Origin of the sequence: Micromonospora vinacea, assembly GCF_015751785.1 — a bacterium.
Lineage (GTDB): Bacteria > Actinomycetota > Actinomycetes > Mycobacteriales > Micromonosporaceae > Micromonospora > Micromonospora vinacea.
Window position 1 is genome coordinate 3,540,073 of sequence record NZ_JADOTY010000001.1, and the last position, 14,807, is coordinate 3,554,879.

Annotated in this window: 12 protein-coding genes; 10 read left to right on the top strand and 2 right to left on the bottom strand. The window is 71.3% G+C overall.

Features of this window, described 5'->3' with window-relative positions; translation table 11 throughout:
• Positions 1-84 precede the first annotated feature (84 nt).
• Both leuE and IW249_RS16890 read right to left on the bottom strand, forming a co-directional pair.
• Positions 85-756: a leucine efflux protein LeuE gene (gene leuE / locus IW249_RS16885; protein WP_124853315.1), complete on the bottom strand. Its 672-nt coding sequence runs from the start codon at positions 754-756 to the stop codon at positions 85-87.
• A complete protein-coding gene (locus tag IW249_RS16890) occupies positions 756-2,000 on the bottom strand; it encodes a bifunctional pyridoxamine 5'-phosphate oxidase family protein/GNAT family N-acetyltransferase (RefSeq protein ID WP_196921638.1) in 1,245 nt (414 codons plus the stop codon). The genes leuE and IW249_RS16890 overlap by 1 nt, the downstream gene beginning before the upstream one ends.
• A gap of 36 nt (positions 2,001-2,036) precedes the next feature.
• On the opposite strand from IW249_RS16890, the gene IW249_RS16895 reads away from it, so the two are divergent.
• The 10 genes from IW249_RS16895 to rny all read left to right on the top strand — a co-directional run bounded on the left by IW249_RS16895 (position 2,037) and on the right by rny (position 14,655).
• Positions 2,037-3,377, top strand: a complete 1,341-nt coding sequence (locus IW249_RS16895) for an aminotransferase class I/II-fold pyridoxal phosphate-dependent enzyme (RefSeq protein ID WP_196921639.1) — start codon at positions 2,037-2,039, stop codon at positions 3,375-3,377.
• Positions 3,378-3,627: 250 nt separating this feature from the next.
• Positions 3,628-4,332 (top strand): UdgX family uracil-DNA binding protein, encoded by a 705-nt coding sequence (locus tag IW249_RS16900; protein WP_196921640.1) that lies wholly within the window; start codon positions 3,628-3,630, stop codon positions 4,330-4,332.
• 208 nt (positions 4,333-4,540) lie between these two features.
• Positions 4,541-6,145 (top strand): flavin monoamine oxidase family protein, encoded by a 1,605-nt coding sequence (locus tag IW249_RS16905; RefSeq protein WP_196921641.1) that lies wholly within the window; start codon positions 4,541-4,543, stop codon positions 6,143-6,145.
• Between the two features lie 239 nt (positions 6,146-6,384).
• Complete coding sequence (locus IW249_RS16910; protein ID WP_196921642.1) at positions 6,385-6,852, top strand: hypothetical protein; 468 nt, start codon at positions 6,385-6,387, stop codon at positions 6,850-6,852.
• Between the two features lie 181 nt (positions 6,853-7,033).
• Positions 7,034-8,422 carry an MFS transporter gene (locus IW249_RS16915; protein WP_196921643.1) on the top strand — a complete coding sequence of 463 codons (1,389 nt, stop codon included), beginning with the start codon at positions 7,034-7,036 and terminating at the stop codon, positions 8,420-8,422.
• A gap of 5 nt (positions 8,423-8,427) precedes the next feature.
• Positions 8,428-8,628, top strand: coding sequence for a DUF3046 domain-containing protein (locus IW249_RS16920; RefSeq protein WP_030489422.1), 201 nt, complete (start codon positions 8,428-8,430; stop codon positions 8,626-8,628).
• Positions 8,629-8,812: 184 nt separating this feature from the next.
• The gene (gene recA, locus IW249_RS16925; RefSeq protein WP_007456801.1) at positions 8,813-9,859 is read left to right on the top strand and encodes a recombinase RecA; all 1,047 of its coding nucleotides are present in this window, start codon (positions 8,813-8,815) and stop codon (positions 9,857-9,859) included.
• Between the two features lie 14 nt (positions 9,860-9,873).
• On the top strand, positions 9,874-10,572 hold the full coding sequence (locus tag IW249_RS16930) for a regulatory protein RecX (protein WP_196921644.1): 699 nt from the start codon (positions 9,874-9,876) through the stop codon (positions 10,570-10,572).
• A gap of 575 nt (positions 10,573-11,147) precedes the next feature.
• Positions 11,148-12,227 carry an IS110 family RNA-guided transposase gene (locus tag IW249_RS16935; RefSeq protein WP_196920513.1) on the top strand — a complete coding sequence of 360 codons (1,080 nt, stop codon included), beginning with the start codon at positions 11,148-11,150 and terminating at the stop codon, positions 12,225-12,227.
• Between the two features lie 661 nt (positions 12,228-12,888).
• Complete coding sequence (rny, locus tag IW249_RS16940) at positions 12,889-14,655, top strand: ribonuclease Y (protein ID WP_196921645.1); 1,767 nt, start codon at positions 12,889-12,891, stop codon at positions 14,653-14,655.
• Positions 14,656-14,807 lie beyond the last annotated feature (152 nt).

Genomic DNA, 14,807 nt, shown 5'->3' on the forward strand with positions numbered 1-14,807 from the left:
ATCATGGAGTCGTGGTGGGATGAATATCCCGTACTACACCTTTTGTGAGGCGCCACAACTCCATGATCGACGCGCCGTTGGGTGTCAGCCCGCGCTGGCGGTGGCCAGCTTGAGGCTGAAGGCCAGGAAGAGGGCTGCCACGGCGGTGGTGCCGCCGGCCGCCAGGCGCCGGCGTTGGCGGAACTGGGCGGCCAGGAAGGTGCCCGCGAAGATCAACGCGGTCAGGTAGAGCGCGCTGGTCACCTGCGCGATCAGCCCGAGCAGCAGGAACGACAGCGCCGGCCAGGCGTAGCCGGGGTCGACGAACTGGATGAAGAACGAGATGAAGAACAGGATCGCCTTCGGGTTCAGCAGGCTGATCACCAGCGCCTTGCGGAACGGGCTGCGCATCGCCGCCGGCTCCGCGGCGTCGATGAGCCGCGGCGTGCTCGGGTCGTTGCGGTCACGCCAGCGCCGCACGGCGCCGAGCAGCATTGTCACCCCGACATAACCGAGGTACGCGGCGCCGGCGTACTTGATCACCATGAACAGCGGCGGGTACGCCTTGAGCAGCGACGCCACCCCGGCGGCGGAGAGGAACATCAGCACCCCGTCGCCGACGAACACGCCAGCGGCGGCCCGGTAGCCGACCGCGACGCCCCGCTTCGCCGCGGTGGAAAGCACGAAGAGTGAGTTGGGCCCGGGCAGCAGAATGATGGCCACGGTGCCCAGCACGTACGTCCAGATGTCGGTGATCCCCAGCACGCCCGCCATCATCACGCCACCGGTGCCGTCCGCAGAAGTCTTTCTCGCAGCCTGGCCTGTGCGTTCGGCCACTCGTCGACGGTCATCGCGTACTGCACGGTGTCCCGCCAGGAGCCGTCCGGGCGTTGCCGGTGCATCCGCAGCACCCCTTCCCGGGTGGCGCCGAGCCGTTCGATGGCGGCCTGGGAGCGAACGTTGCGGATGTCGGTGTGCCAGGCGACCCGTACCGCGCCCAGGTCGTCGAAGGCCCGACTGAGCAGCAGCAACTTCGCCTCGGTGTTGATCCCGGTACGCCACCAGGGCCGGCCGAGGAAGGTGTGCCCGATCGCCACCGCCCGCCGCTCCGGGTCGATGTCGTAGTAGGAGGTGCTGCCCACCACCGCCCCGGTCGCCGCGCACCGCTGCACCCAGGCCACCCGCTCGCCCCGGTGCTGGGCGGCCAGGGCGGTGCCGATCACCTCGGCGGTTTCGGCGGGCGCGGTGGGCGGCGCGACGCTGAGGTGCCGCCACACCTCCGGGTCCGCGGTGGCGGCGTGCAACTCGTCGGTGTGCGCCATCTCCAGCGGCTCCAGCCGAACGTGCTCGCCGTGCAGCGGCACCGGGTCGTGCCAGGGCGTGCGGGGCGTCCGCAGGTACGCCGGCAGCGGCGCGGTGACCCCGGCGTCCGGCTCGGGTGGCCCGGCGGTCAGTCGCAGCGGCAGCACGCCGGCCCAGTGCGGCAGGTGCAGGTCGGCCTCGTCCTCGCGCACTCCGCCGGTGCGGGCCCGGACGGACACCTCACGCAGTGGCAGCGCCAGTACGGCGGTCTCGGCCAACTCGCGACGACTGGGCGGACGGGTGGCGGCGCTGCGTCCCGCACCGACCTTCTCGACCAGCGCGGTGAGCATGGCGAGCTTCTCCCGCTCGTCGGTGACGAGCCGGGCGGTGCCGTGCGCGACGACCGAGCGGTAGTTGGCGCTGTGGTGGAACTGGGAGCGGGCGTAGACCAGCCCGTCGAGCAGAGTCACCGCGACACAGACCGGCAGCCCGTCGTCACCCCGGGCGGCGAGAAGCGGCCGACTGCCGGTGGAGCCGTGCAGGTAGAGCGTGTCACCGATGCGGACGTGCAGGGTGGGAAGCACCCGTGGCTGGCCGTCGACCGTGAAGCTGAGCGCGCAGTCGTACGCCTCGTCGAGCACGGCGTGGGCGGCGTCCTGGTCGTAGCTCATCTTGTCGCGGGAACGGTGGGGTGTGGTCCGGGCGGTGGGTGGATACATGCGCGCGCCCCTTTGTTCTAGTACAATCTCTTAATTGTGTCAGCACACTATCAGCTCACCGGTACGACAGCCGTCGAGATTTCGGCCAGCATCGAGTCGGGCATCCGGACCGGCGCTCTGTCACCCGGGGCCGCCCTGCCGCCCGTGCGGGCTCTCGCCGCCGAGCTGGGCGTCAGCCCCGCCACCGTCGCCCGCGCCTACCAGGAGCTGCGCCAGCGCGGCCTGCTCGCCACCGCCGGTCGGCACGGCACCCGGGTACGCCCCCGCCCGCCGGTGGCCGCCCGCCGCTCCGCGCTGCGCCCCCCACCGTTGCCCGGCGCCCGAGACCTGTCCCGGGGTGAACCCGACCCCCGGCTGCTTCCCCCGCTGGGCCCGCACCTGGCGGCGCTCGCCGCCAACGACGGCCCGTCGGTCGGCTACTCCGACGCCGGAGTGCTGCCCGAACTGGCCGAGGCGGCCCGCACCCGGCTGCGCGCCGACGGAGTACCGGCCGGTGAGCTGACCCTCACCGGCGGTGCGCTGGACGGCATCGAACGGCTGCTCGGCGCCCACCTGCGCCCCGGCGACGCGGTGGCGGTCGAGGACCCGGGCTGGGCCAACCTCCTCGACCTGGTCGCCGCGCTGGGGTTGCGCCCGATCGGCGTACCGGTGGACGACGAGGGCCCACTGGTCGCCGGGGTGGCCGCGGCGCTCGCCGCCGGAGCGCGGGCGCTGATCGTCACCAGCCGGGCGCAGAATCCGACCGGCGCCGCCGTCTCCGCGGCCCGCGCCGAGGCGCTGCGGACGCTGCTCGCCGGCCGCCCGGACCTGCTGCTGATCGAGGACGACCACGCTGCCGAACTGGCCCGCGTACCCCTGCACCCGCTCGCCGGTGCGACAGAGAGTTGGGCCTTCGTCCGTTCGGTGAGCAAGCCCTTCGGCCCGGACCTGCGGCTGGCGGTGCTGGTCGGCGACGAGACGACTGTGGCTCGGGTGAGTGGCCGTACCCGGGTCGGCGCCGGCTGGGTCTCCACGGTGCTGCAACGCCTGGTGCTCTCCCTGTGGCGGGACCCGGCGGTCACCGGGCTGGTGGAGCGGGCGGCGCGGAGCTACGAGCAGCGGCGCGAAGGGCTGCTCGCCGCGCTGGCCGAGCACGGCCTGACCGCACACGGTCGCAGCGGCATCAACGTCTGGTTGCCGGTCGCGGACGAGACCAGCACGGTGACCGCGCTCCGCGACGCCGGCTGGGCGGTGGCCCCCGGCGCTCTCTACCGGATCGCCGCCCCGCCCGCCCTGCGCATCACCGTCAGCTCCCTGGACCCCACCGACCTGGCCCCCCTGGCGGCGGCCCTGGCCCAGGCCGAAAACCCACCCCCCTCCCGAGGTTTCCCCACCTGAGCCACTCCATCGGGGGGATTTGGGACGGTCGGGACGGGTATGCGGGCGCCCGGAGGTGTGGGACATGGCTACTGGTGGGGCTCGTAAGGGAATCTGGATCGCGATTGCGGTGGCGATCATCATCATCGTCATCGTGCTGATCGCGATCGCGTCCGGCGGCGACGGGGGCGGTGACGGCTACTGACGCGAAGATGCCGGTGCGCCGGGGCGTATCCGGCGGCGAGCATCGAACGGGTATATAACAGTCGGCATGGCCGAGCAGACCGGGAGCGCTCCGGGCGCCCAGCGGTTCATTCCGCCCGACGCCGACACCATTGACGACCTGCGCACCGCCGCCGGCGGCTGTCGGGGCTGTGAGCTGTACCGGGACGCCTCGCAGACGGTCTTCGGCCGGGGCGACGAGAGCGCTCGTGTGGTGCTGGTCGGCGAGCAGCCCGGCGACATGGAGGACCAGAAGGGGCTGCCCTTCGTCGGTCCGGCCGGTCGCCTGCTGCGCCGCGCGGTCGACGACGCCGGGCTGGACCCCGGTCACCTCTATCTGACGAATGCCGTAAAGCACTTCCGCTTTGAGCTGCGTGGCAAGCGGCGGATCCACCAGACCCCGGACCAGGCGCACATCACCGCCTGCCGGCCGTGGTTGGTCGCGGAGTTCGCCCGGCTGCGTCCGGAGATCGTGGTGGTGCTCGGCGCGACCGCCGCCAAGGCGCTGCTCGGCCCGTCCTTCCGGGTCACCCGGCAGCGGGGCGAGTTGCTGCCCTGGCCGGAGTCGGCGCAGCACCCCGCGGACTTCGAGCAGGTGCCGGTGGACAACGCCGGAAAGCGGGCCGACGCCCCGCAGGCTCGGCTGCTGGCCACCATCCACCCGTCCGCCGTGCTGCGGGCCGATGACCAGGACAAGGCGTACGAGGGGCTGGTCGCCGACCTCACCGTCGTCACCCGCGCCCTGCCCGGCTGACCGGCGACCGCAAGCCGCCCTGCCCGGAGCGGGCGAAACGCCGCCGGCCCGCCCGGAGCCGGCGAAACGCGGTCGCCCCGTCCCGGGTTGGCGGAAAGTGCCACGCGGGTCGCGCGGCGAGGCGATACCCGCCGGAAACGGCAATGCGTGAACCGCGTAACAGATCCTCTGCAGACTCATGCGAGTCGATCTTGTAGGGGAGGCCGTTATGAGCGATCAGACGCAGTCGATGGTCAGCCGGCGTGGGTTTCTGCGTACTGTCGGAATCAGCGGTGGTGCCGGAGCGATGCTCGCCACCATGGGCGCCATGGGGCTGGCCCCCAGCGCGGCGGCGTCGGTTACCCCGGCCTTCCGGCCGCCGGAGCGGTCCGACTTCACTCTCACCGGACGGTCGGGCGCGAGTGTGGTCGTGCTCGGCGGCGGCATCGCCGGGCTCACCACGGCGTACGAGTTGGGCAAGGCGGGCTACCACTGCACGATCCTGGAGGCGCGGCACCGCGTCGGTGGGCGGAACCTGACCATTCGGGGCGGCGACGTCGAGACCGACCTCGACGGACGCACCCAGCGGGCCAGCTTTTCCGACGGGGTCTACTTCAACGCCGGGCCGGGCCGCATCGCACAGTGGATGGTCACGATGGACTACTGCCGGGAACTGGGCGTACCCATCGAGGTCTTCACCAATCAGAACGCCGACGCCTGGATCTACAACGAGTCCGCCGGGATGACCGAGCCGGTGCGGTACCGCACCGCCAAGGCCGACGTGTACGGCTACGTCTCGGAACTGCTCGCCAAGGCCACCGACCAGGGCGCTCTGGACGCCCGGCTCACCACCGAGGACCGTGACCGGCTGCTGTCGTTCCTGCAGAGCTTCGGCGCGATCGGCGGACGGACCAGCGACTGGGCCTACACCGGGACGAACCGTCGCGGCTACCTCGCCTACCCGGGGGCGGGCAACGACGTGGGGAGCCCACTCGGTACGCCACCGGCACTCTCCGACGTGTTCGCCAGCAACATCGGCCGGTACTTCTCCTTCGAGTTCGGCTACGACCAGGCCATGCTGATGTTCCAGCCGGTCGGCGGGATGGACCAGATCCCCCGAGCCCTGGCCCGCGCGGTGGGCCCGCACCGGATCCGACTCAACGCCGAGGTCACCGGGGTGACCGACCGGGGCAGTCGGGTCGAGGTGACCTACCGGCAGGGCGGTCGGCAGTCGCAGATCACCGCCGACTACTGCGTGGCGGCGCTACCGCCACACCTGATGGCCCGCGTACCGCACAATCTCGGCACGGCGGTGACCGCGGCCCTGGCCGACTTCCCGGTCACCGCCTCCGGAAAGATCGGCCTGGAGTACCGCAGCCGCTGGTGGGAGACCGATCAGCGGATCTACGGCGGTATCACCGAGACCGACCTGGACCTGTCGCACATCTGGTATCCGTCCTACGGCTTCCACGGCAAGCGCGGCCTGGTCGTCGGCTACTACAACACCGGGGCGAACGCCAGGGCGTACAGCGGGCTCACGCCGGAGCAGCGCAGCGAGCGCGCGATCAGCCAGGGTGTGAAGATCCACGGTGACAAGTACCGCAGTGAGCTGGTCACCTCGTACTCCCACGCCTGGGACCGGACCCGCTACATCGAGGGCGCCTGGACGTCTCCCCGGTACGGCACGGCCGGCTACAACCTGCTGCTCCAGCCGGCCGGGCGGGTCTACTTCGCCGGGGACTGGCTCAGCCACGAGGTGGCCTGGCAGCACGGCGCGTTCGTCGCGGCGCGTTCGGCGGTCTCCGCGCTGCACCAGCGGGTGATGGCGGGCTGACCGACCCAGCCGTGCGCCGGCCAGATCTTGGACAGTTTCCGTTCGCCCGCGGAACGGGGACTGTCCAAGATTGACGGTGCGTCGCGGATCGAGCGAGTGGGTAACGGGTGTCGATGGAGGTTGACAACGAGGAGCGTCGTGCGGGTGCGCCCTCTGTGGCCGCCGGGCGTCGCGGGAGAGGGAAGCGGCTCCTCGAGCGGGCGACCGGATTGCAACTCATGGCCGTCTACTGGGTTCCGATGACGGTGTTCATCGGGCTGCCGGTGCGCTGGCTCTTCGACCGACAGGAATCACTGGTCGAAGCCGTGCTGCGCGCCGCTCTGAACACCGTCTGGATCGGCCACTCGATCTATCTGGGGCAGCGCGTTGTGGGCGAGGCCCGGCAGGATCCCGAAGGGCATGCGCTGCGCCGGGCAGTGCGTACCGGCACCGTGCCCGAGGACGCCGCGGCGCGGGCCGCGCTGCCCCGCTACGTGGCAGGGCAGCGGCGCGCCACCTGGGCGGCGCTGCTGGCCATTCTGGGCATCTGCCTCGGGCTGGTCCTGCTCGCTCTGCTCGCCGCCGACAACGAGGGCTTCGCGGTGATCTTCGGCGTGGTCGCCGCCGCCAGTGTGGCCGTCGCCGCGCGCACCCTGACCCGGATCCGTCGGCTGGCATCCCTGCTGGCCGCGCCCAACCCACCGGAAACACCACTATCGCGAGGGTGAGGGCGGCGCGGCTGCCCGCCGTGATCTTGCTGAACACGTCCTTGGCGGCGACCAACAGCGCCGTTCACCGGGGCACACAGGGGTGGGTCGTGCCGGGAGCGACCCCGTTCCGGCAAAACCCACTGCCGCTGGTCGGTGCGGGTGCGCGAGGATGAGTCACCCCCTTCCGACAGGAGCGCCGATGGCGACCGACCTGACCGCGCCGCGTACCGCCGCCCGACCCGACGTCGCGTCGATCCAGCGGCGAACCCTGCGGCTGCTCTTCACCACCCAGATCATCGGCGGGATCGGCGTGACCATCGGCATCGCCGTGGGCGCGCTGCTCGCGGCCCGGATCGCCGGGACCGCGGTGGCCGGTGTCGCGCAGAGCGCCGGGGTGGTCGGTGCCGCGCTGCTCGCCGTCCCGGTCACCCGGATCATGGCGCGGCACGGTCGCCGGCCGGGCCTGGTGCTGGCGTACGCGGTCGGCGCCGTCGGCGGCCTGCTGGTGGTGCTGGCCGCAGCCACCCGCTGGGTGCCGCTGCTCTTCGTCGGCATGTTGCTCTTCGGCGGGGGCACCGCCGCGAACCTGCAGGCCCGCTACACGGCGGTGGATCTCGCCGAGCCGGCCCGCCGGGGGCGGCAGCTCTCCCTGATCGTCTGGGCCACCACCATCGGTGCGGTGGCCGCGCCGAACTTCGCCGCGCTGGCCGATCGGGTCACCACCGGCTGGGGGCTGCCCCCGCTGGCCGGCCCGTTCGCGTTCAGCGCGGCGGCGTTCGTGCTGGCTGCCGTCGTACTCCTCGGGTTGCTCCGGCCCGACCCGCTGCTCACCGCGCGGCGGCTCGCGGCCGCCGAGGCGCCGGCAGCCGATCTGCCGTCGGTCACCGACGCGACGGCGACCGCGGTGGCGGCCGGGGCGCCAGCGGCCGGCGGTGCGACCCCGGCCGCCGCGCCGGTCAAGGAGCGCGCGCCGCGCGGCGCCGGGATGCGTGCGGCCTGGTCGGTGGTACGCGGACAGCCCGCCGCCCGACTCGGCATCGCCGCCGTGGCGGTGGGTCACCTGGTGATGGTGGCGGTGATGGCGATGACTCCGGTCCGGCTCGGTGAGTCGCACGCCGACGCCGACGTGTTGCGGCTGGTCGGCATCGTGCTGAGCCTGCACATCGCCGGCATGTACGCGTTCTCCCCGGTGGTCGGTTGGCTCACCGACCGGCTCGGTCGACGGGCGGTGATCCTCGGTGGGGTCGGGCTGCTGCTGGCCGCCTGCGCGGTCGCCGGAACCGCCGGGCACCACACGCCTCGGCTCTCGGTCGGTCTGGTCCTGCTCGGGTTGGGCTGGTCGGGGACGATGGTGGCCGGCTCGACCCTGCTGTCGGAGTCGGTGTCGGCCGCTGTGCGGCCGAGCGTCCAGGGGCTGTCCGATCTGATCATGGGACTGGCCGGTGCCGGGGCCGCCGTGGTCAGCGGGTTTGTCATGCAGTTCGCCGGTTATCCCGTGCTCACCCTGCTCGCGGCGGTCGCGGCGGCGCCCCTGGTGGCGCTAGCGTTGCGCCCGGTGCCGACCGGGGTACCGGACGAGGAGGGCTGATCACTGTGCGGCTGACCGACTTCTGGACGCGGCTGGACGAGGCGTTCGGGCCCGGCTACGCGGCCAGCATCGCCCGAGATCAGGTGCTGTCCCAGCTCGGCGGGCGGACCATCGAGCAGGCCCTGGCGTCGGGGGAGCAGACGCACGTGGTGTGGCGGGCGGTCTGCGCCGCGTACCCCGACCGAGTGCCTGCTCGACTACGCTGAGCAGCCTTTTCGCCGGTTCCGCGTGTCGCTTGTCGAGTCGTACACCTGTTCGGCTATTGTCCACAGCGGGGTGCTCGTCCACAGCTCGCGGCCCGTCGGCTGGTTTTCTGTCGGACCTAGCGCCTAGCGTGTCCGCGTGACGCGAAGCTCAGCAAAGACGCCGGCGAAGGCAGGGGTGGCAACCATGGCAGCAGGGCCTGACCGGGAGAAGGCACTCGACCTTGCTCTCGCTCAGATTGACAAGCAATTCGGCAAGGGCTCGGTGATGCGGCTGGGTGACCGGCCGGTCGTCCAGACCGCAATCATTCCGACCGGCTCCATCGCGCTCGACGTGGCCCTCGGCATTGGCGGCCTGCCCCGTGGCCGGGTGGTCGAGATCTACGGTCCCGAGTCCAGCGGTAAGACCACTGTGGCACTGCACGCGGTGGCCAACGCCCAGCGCAACGGCGGCATCGCCGCCTTCATCGACGCCGAGCACGCGCTCGACCCGGAGTACGCGAAGGCCCTCGGCGTCGACACTGACGCGATGCTGGTCTCCCAGCCGGACACCGGCGAGCAGGCGCTGGAGATCGCGGACATGCTGATCCGCTCCGGCGCTCTGGACATCATCGTGATCGACTCGGTGGCGGCCCTGGTGCCGCGCGCCGAGATCGAGGGCGAGATGGGCGACAGCCACGTGGGCCTCCAGGCCCGGCTGATGAGCCAGGCGCTGCGGAAGATCACCGGTGTGCTCAGCAACACCGGCACCACGGCGATCTTCATCAACCAGCTGCGGGAAAAGATCGGCGTCATGTTCGGCAGCCCGGAGACCACCACCGGTGGTCGGGCGCTGAAGTTCTACGCCTCGGTCCGGCTCGACGTGCGACGCATCGAGAGCCTCAAGGACGGCACCGACGTGGTCGGTAACCGCACCCGGGTCAAGGTCGTGAAGAACAAGGTCGCCGCGCCGTTCAAGCAGGCCGAGTTCGACATCATGTACGGCAAGGGCATCTCCCGCGAGGGCTCGCTGATCGACGTCGGCGTGGAGCAGGCGATCATCCGCAAGTCCGGAGCGTGGTACACGTACGACGGCGACCAGCTCGGCCAGGGCAAGGAGAAGGCCCGGGAGTTCCTGAAGGAAAACCCGGACGTGGCCGCCGAGATCGAGAAGAAGATCCTGGAGAAGCTCGGCGTCGGGGTCGGCGCGGGTGACGCCGCCGGTGGCCCGGAGCTGCCGCCGGTCGACTTCTGACCGGTCGCTGACCCATGGCAGGACGACGCGCTCGTACGGGGCGGGGCTGGGATGCCAGTCCGCCTCGTACGGGCGACGCCACCGATCCGCCCCGCCCTCGGCGAGGCCGCCGGGGTCGGTCCGAGGAGACCGACACCGTCGAGTCTCCGGCGCCCCCACGCGACGAGTCCGAGGTGGCCCGCGAGATCTGCCTGCGCCAGCTTGCCGTCCGGCCCCGCACCCGGGCCGAGTTGGCCGGGGCGTTGGCCAAGCGGGGCATCTCCGAGGAGGTCTCGGCCGAGGTGCTCGACCGGTACGACGAGGTCGGCATCATCGACGACGCCGCGTTCGCCCGGGCCTGGGTGTCCAGCCGGCACGCCGGGCGCGGCCTCGCTCGCCGGGCGCTCGCCAACGAGTTGCGCCGCAAGGGCGTGGACGGCGAGGTGGCCACCGAGGCGCTGGATGAGCTGGACGAGGAGACCGAGGCGGACACCGCCCGAAGTCTCGTGGAGCGCAAGCTACGCACCGCCCGAGGCGAGCCGGACGCGGTCTTCCGCCGACTGGTGGGCATGTTGGCCCGCAAGGGCTACCCGCCTGGTGTGGCCATCCGGGCGGTGAAGGACGCGCTCGCCGCGCAGAGCGCCGAGGCAGCCGAGTTCGCCGAGCAGATCGACGCCGACGCGCTCGCCGAGGCCGAGGGCGAGTTGGAGCGCGACAACCGTCTGCTCGACTGAGCGCGCGCGATAGGTGTGTCGCCTCGATGCTGAGGGCCGCCCGTCGGGGGGAGCATCGGCGCCCGCCGAGCGACCGGCGCCAAGATCGTGCTCGGTACCGGAAGTCAACAACCGGCGTTGCCTCGCCGATCATGGAGTTGTGGTGGGCAACCAAACGCCCGTAAAGCACTAATCCGGGCACCACAACTCCATGATCCTCGACCTCGCGCCGCCGCTGCTCCGCGATCTTGCACTTTCTGTCCCGATATAAGGGGCATTCCACCCATATCGACAACCGAAACTGCAAGACGCTTCTATGTATGTGGTGATCGGTTCGGCTGGTTGCCGCTAGGTTCGGCGTCGATGATCGCTTGGGTGGCTCATTGCCGATCCGGCCGCTCGGAGTGCGGGTGTGCCTTGTGCAAGACCTGTCCCCAGGTGGTCGTCGGCGCCGGCCCGGCCCACCTTGCTGGCCTGATCAGAAGCCTGCCCGTGCGAGCACACGTGGCCCATCACAGATTTGCCGCCGAGGTGACTGCATCCCGAGCCGACGCCGACTGTCCCGGTCGTCACTGGCAAAGGAGCAACAACCCGAGATGGCACAGATCGTAGAGCGGGTCACGGATCGCTATGACGTGGTGGTGGGGGTGGACACCCATACCGACACGCACACCGCTGCCGTGCTCGACCGGTTCGGGGCGGTGCTGGCGCAGGTCACCGTGTCCACCGACCCGGACGGGTTGAGCCAGCTGGTGGCCTTCGCCGCCGCGCACACCCCGCCGGACGGGCGCCGGTTGTGGGCGGTAGAGGGCACCCGGGCGCACGGTCAGGGACTGTGCCGGCTGTTGAGCGCTGCCGGTGAACCGGTCTGCGAGGCACCCAAACCCGCCCCGGCGGCCCGCCGCCGGGGCGGGAAGTCCGATCAACTCGACGCGGTCGCCGCCGCCCACGCGGTGCTGGCACTGTCCACCGACCATATCGCTGTGCCCCGCAGCGACGGACCACGCGAAGCGCTGCGTCTGCTGCTGGTCTGCCGCCGCCACCACAGCGACACGCGCACCGCCACGGTCAACCTGGTCAAAGCGCTGATCCTGACCGCCGACGACGCCCTGCGCCACGCCCTACGCGGGCTGAGCACCACCCACCAGATCGCCCGCCTGGCCGCCCTCGACCTACCCGAGAGCACCCACCTGCCCACCGAGGAACACACCCGCCGCCGCGAACTGGGCACCCTCGCCCGTCACATCCACACCCTCGACGCCGCACTGGCCGACAACCACCGACGCCTCCGCGCCCTCGTCACCGAACTCTGCCCACCCCTGCTCGACCAACCCGGAGTCGGACCCGTCACCGCCGCGATCGCCCTCACCGCCTGGTCACACCCCGGCCGCGTCCGCTCCGAAGCCGCCTACGCCACCCTCGCCGGCGCCGCCCCCATACCCGTCGCCAGCGGCCGCACCGACCGACACCGCCTCAACCGCGGCGGCGACAGAACCCTCAACAGCGCCCTACACACCATCGCCCTGACCCGCCGCCGCATCCACCCCGAAACCCGCGACTACATCAACCGACGCCGCGCCCAAGGCCGCACCACCAGAGAAATCAACCGCTGCCTCAAGCGCTACATCGCCCGACAGCTCTACCGCACCATCACCACCCACCACCGCACCCCTTGACAACCCCCACTCACAGATCGGTGCGATCTTCTCGCCCGGCTGCAGCCCTCACGCAACGGTGTTGACTCTCAGGATCGAGCGCGATCTTGAAGTGACGAGCCCGACGAGAGGGCTGGGCGCGAGCGGGGGGTCGCTGGTGTCACAAAGTCGGCTCTTACGCGGGGCGCCGCAGTCTCTGAACAGGCACGACATCCGTATCGAGGCCGTCGGCTCGCCGTGTTTGTCCTTCCGTGTCCGACACGACATCAGCTTTGAGTGACGCCGCAACTTCGCTCCGTTTGGGGGGTTTGATCATGAGTCCTTGACCAGAGCACCCCCGGCGACCTAGCCTCGCCATACAGGCTCACATTGCCCGACCAGCGCAGGCTAAGCGCACAACATAGATCGCGTAACAGAACAGCATCACTTTGGCCGACTCCGCGGCCTTTGGCGGCAGTTCCGGACAGGCCGGTCCGGAACGCTGCGACAACTGCACCCGGTCGCCGACGCTGCCCACGGGCACCGCCGGCGGAGAAAGCTACCCACGGCCAGCCGCTCCGGTCGGGCGTCCACAGCCGCAGGAGTGTGCCCCCGGCACGGTCGCTGCGGTCTCGACGTTAGGGGAGGCGGCCATGGCGGGGCGGCGGCACAGGTTCATCGGTAGACCCGACGGGGTCCCGGCATGAACGCGTTCGACGTCGTGCTCCTCGCGGCCGTCCTCGTCCTCGCGGTGGTGGTGATCGGGGCCGTGCTGGTCGGCATCCGGACAATGCGCCGGATGGGCGCCGCGCCGGCTCCGGAGGATCCCGCCTTCATCGCCGAGAAGGACCGCCAGGAGCAGTCCCTGGCCGCCCTGCGGACCGCGGCCGACGAGGCGAACAGCACGATCGACGTGGCGAAGTCAGCGGCCGCCGCAGCCCGTACCGAAGCGGCGGCGGCGAAGGCCGAGGCGAAGGCGGCCCGCGCCGAGGCGCGGCGGGTCCTCGACGACGCCCGGGCCGAGGCGGACACCGTCCTGGAGCGCGCCCACAAGCAGGCCGAGGCGGACGCCGAACAGTTGCGGACGGCAGCCCGGCGCAGTGGCGAGCGGGAGGTCGCGGTGCTCGCCGCCACCACCCGGGAGCAGGCCGCCGAGGTGGAACGTCGGGCAGCCCGGATGGACGAGCGGGAGCGGATGCACACCGAGGAGGTGGAGCGGTTCGCCGAGCGGGAGCGGCAGCTCACCGCCGCGAAGGCCGCCCTCGCCGCCCGGGAGGCCGCGCTCGCCCAGCGCGAGGCAGAGCTAACCGAGTCGGAAGAACTGCGTCGCCGCGAGCTGGAGCGGGTCGCCGGGCTCACCGCCGACTCCGCGCGACTGGAGCTGATCGAGGCCATCGAGACGCAGGCCAAGCGGGAAGCGGCACTGCTCGTGCGGGACATCGAGTCCGACGCGCGCAACACGGCCGAGCAGCGCGCCCGACACATCGTGGTGGACGCGATCCAGCGGGTCGCCAGCGAGCAGACCGCGGAGAGTGTGGTCAGCGTCCTGCACCTGCCCGGTGACGAGATGAAGGGGCGGATCATCGGCCGGGAGGGGCGCAACATCCGCGCCTTCGAGTCGGTGACCGGCGTCAACCTGATCATCGACGACACCCCCGAGGCGGTGCTGCTCTCCTGCTTCGACCCGGTCCGCCGCGAGGTGGGCCGGGTGACCCTGGAGAAGCTGGTCCTGGACGGCCGCATCCACCCGCACCGGATCGAGGAGGTCTACGACCTGGCCCGGCAGGAGGTCGAGCAGCTCTGCCTGCGCGCCGCCGAGGACGCCCTGGTCGAGGTCGGCATCACCGAGATCCACCCGGAGCTGGTGACCCTGCTCGGCCGGCTGCGCTACCGCACCTCGTACGGGCAGAACGTGCTCAAGCACCTGGTCGAGACCGCCCACATCGCCGGCATCATGGCCGCCGAGCTGCGGCTGGACGTGCCGATCATCAAACGGTCGGCGTTCCTGCACGACATCGGCAAGGCGCTCACCCACGAGGTGGAGGGCAGCCACGCCATCATCGGCGCGGACCTCGCCCGCAAGTACGGCGAGCACGAGGACGTGGTGCACGCCATCGAGGCGCACCACAACGAGGTGCCCCCGCAGACCATCGAGGCCGTGCTGACCCAGGCTTCCGATGCCTGCTCCGGCGGTCGGCCGGGCGCGCGCAGGGAGAGCCTGGAGGCGTACGTCAAGCGGCTGGAGCGGATCGAGGAGATCGCGGCTGGCAAGCTCGGCGTGGACAAGGTCTTCGCCATGCAGGCCGGCCGGGAGATCCGGGTGATGGTCAAGCCGGACGACGTCGACGACATCGGGGCGGCCGTGCTGGCCCGCGACGTGGCCAAGCAGATCGAGGAGGAGCTGACCTACCCGGGTCAGATCAGGGTCACAGTGGTTCGCGAGTCCCGGGTCACCGAGATCGCCCGCTGAGCCGTTTGATCGACTCGGCTTCCTGGAAGTCGGTGGGTCGCACGCGTCGGGACACCGCGATTTCCTGAAAACCGAGTCGATCACCCTCCCGCAGCGTCCGCGCACGCAGCGGCGCGACACGCACAACCCGTGCAGATGACCGAAGGCCGCCC

Excerpts from the sequence above, each read along its gene's own strand:
- IW249_RS16890 (WP_196921638.1), bottom strand. The coding sequence starts at position 2,000 with ATGTATCCACCCACCGCCCGGACCACACCCCACCGTTCCCGCGACAAG.
- IW249_RS16935 (WP_196920513.1), top strand. The coding sequence starts at position 11,148 with ATGGCACAGATCGTAGAGCGGGTCACGGATCGCTATGACGTGGTGGTG.
- IW249_RS16910 (WP_196921642.1), top strand. The coding sequence starts at position 6,385 with ATGACGGTGTTCATCGGGCTGCCGGTGCGCTGGCTCTTCGACCGACAG.
- IW249_RS16905 (WP_196921641.1), top strand. The coding sequence starts at position 4,541 with ATGAGCGATCAGACGCAGTCGATGGTCAGCCGGCGTGGGTTTCTGCGT.
- recA (WP_007456801.1), top strand. The coding sequence starts at position 8,813 with ATGGCAGCAGGGCCTGACCGGGAGAAGGCACTCGACCTTGCTCTCGCT.
- IW249_RS16915 (WP_196921643.1), top strand. The coding sequence starts at position 7,034 with ATGGCGACCGACCTGACCGCGCCGCGTACCGCCGCCCGACCCGACGTC.
- IW249_RS16930 (WP_196921644.1), top strand. The coding sequence starts at position 9,874 with ATGGCAGGACGACGCGCTCGTACGGGGCGGGGCTGGGATGCCAGTCCG.
- rny (WP_196921645.1), top strand. The coding sequence starts at position 12,889 with ATGAACGCGTTCGACGTCGTGCTCCTCGCGGCCGTCCTCGTCCTCGCG.
- IW249_RS16900 (WP_196921640.1), top strand. The coding sequence starts at position 3,628 with ATGGCCGAGCAGACCGGGAGCGCTCCGGGCGCCCAGCGGTTCATTCCG.
- leuE (WP_124853315.1), bottom strand. The coding sequence starts at position 756 with ATGATGGCGGGCGTGCTGGGGATCACCGACATCTGGACGTACGTGCTG.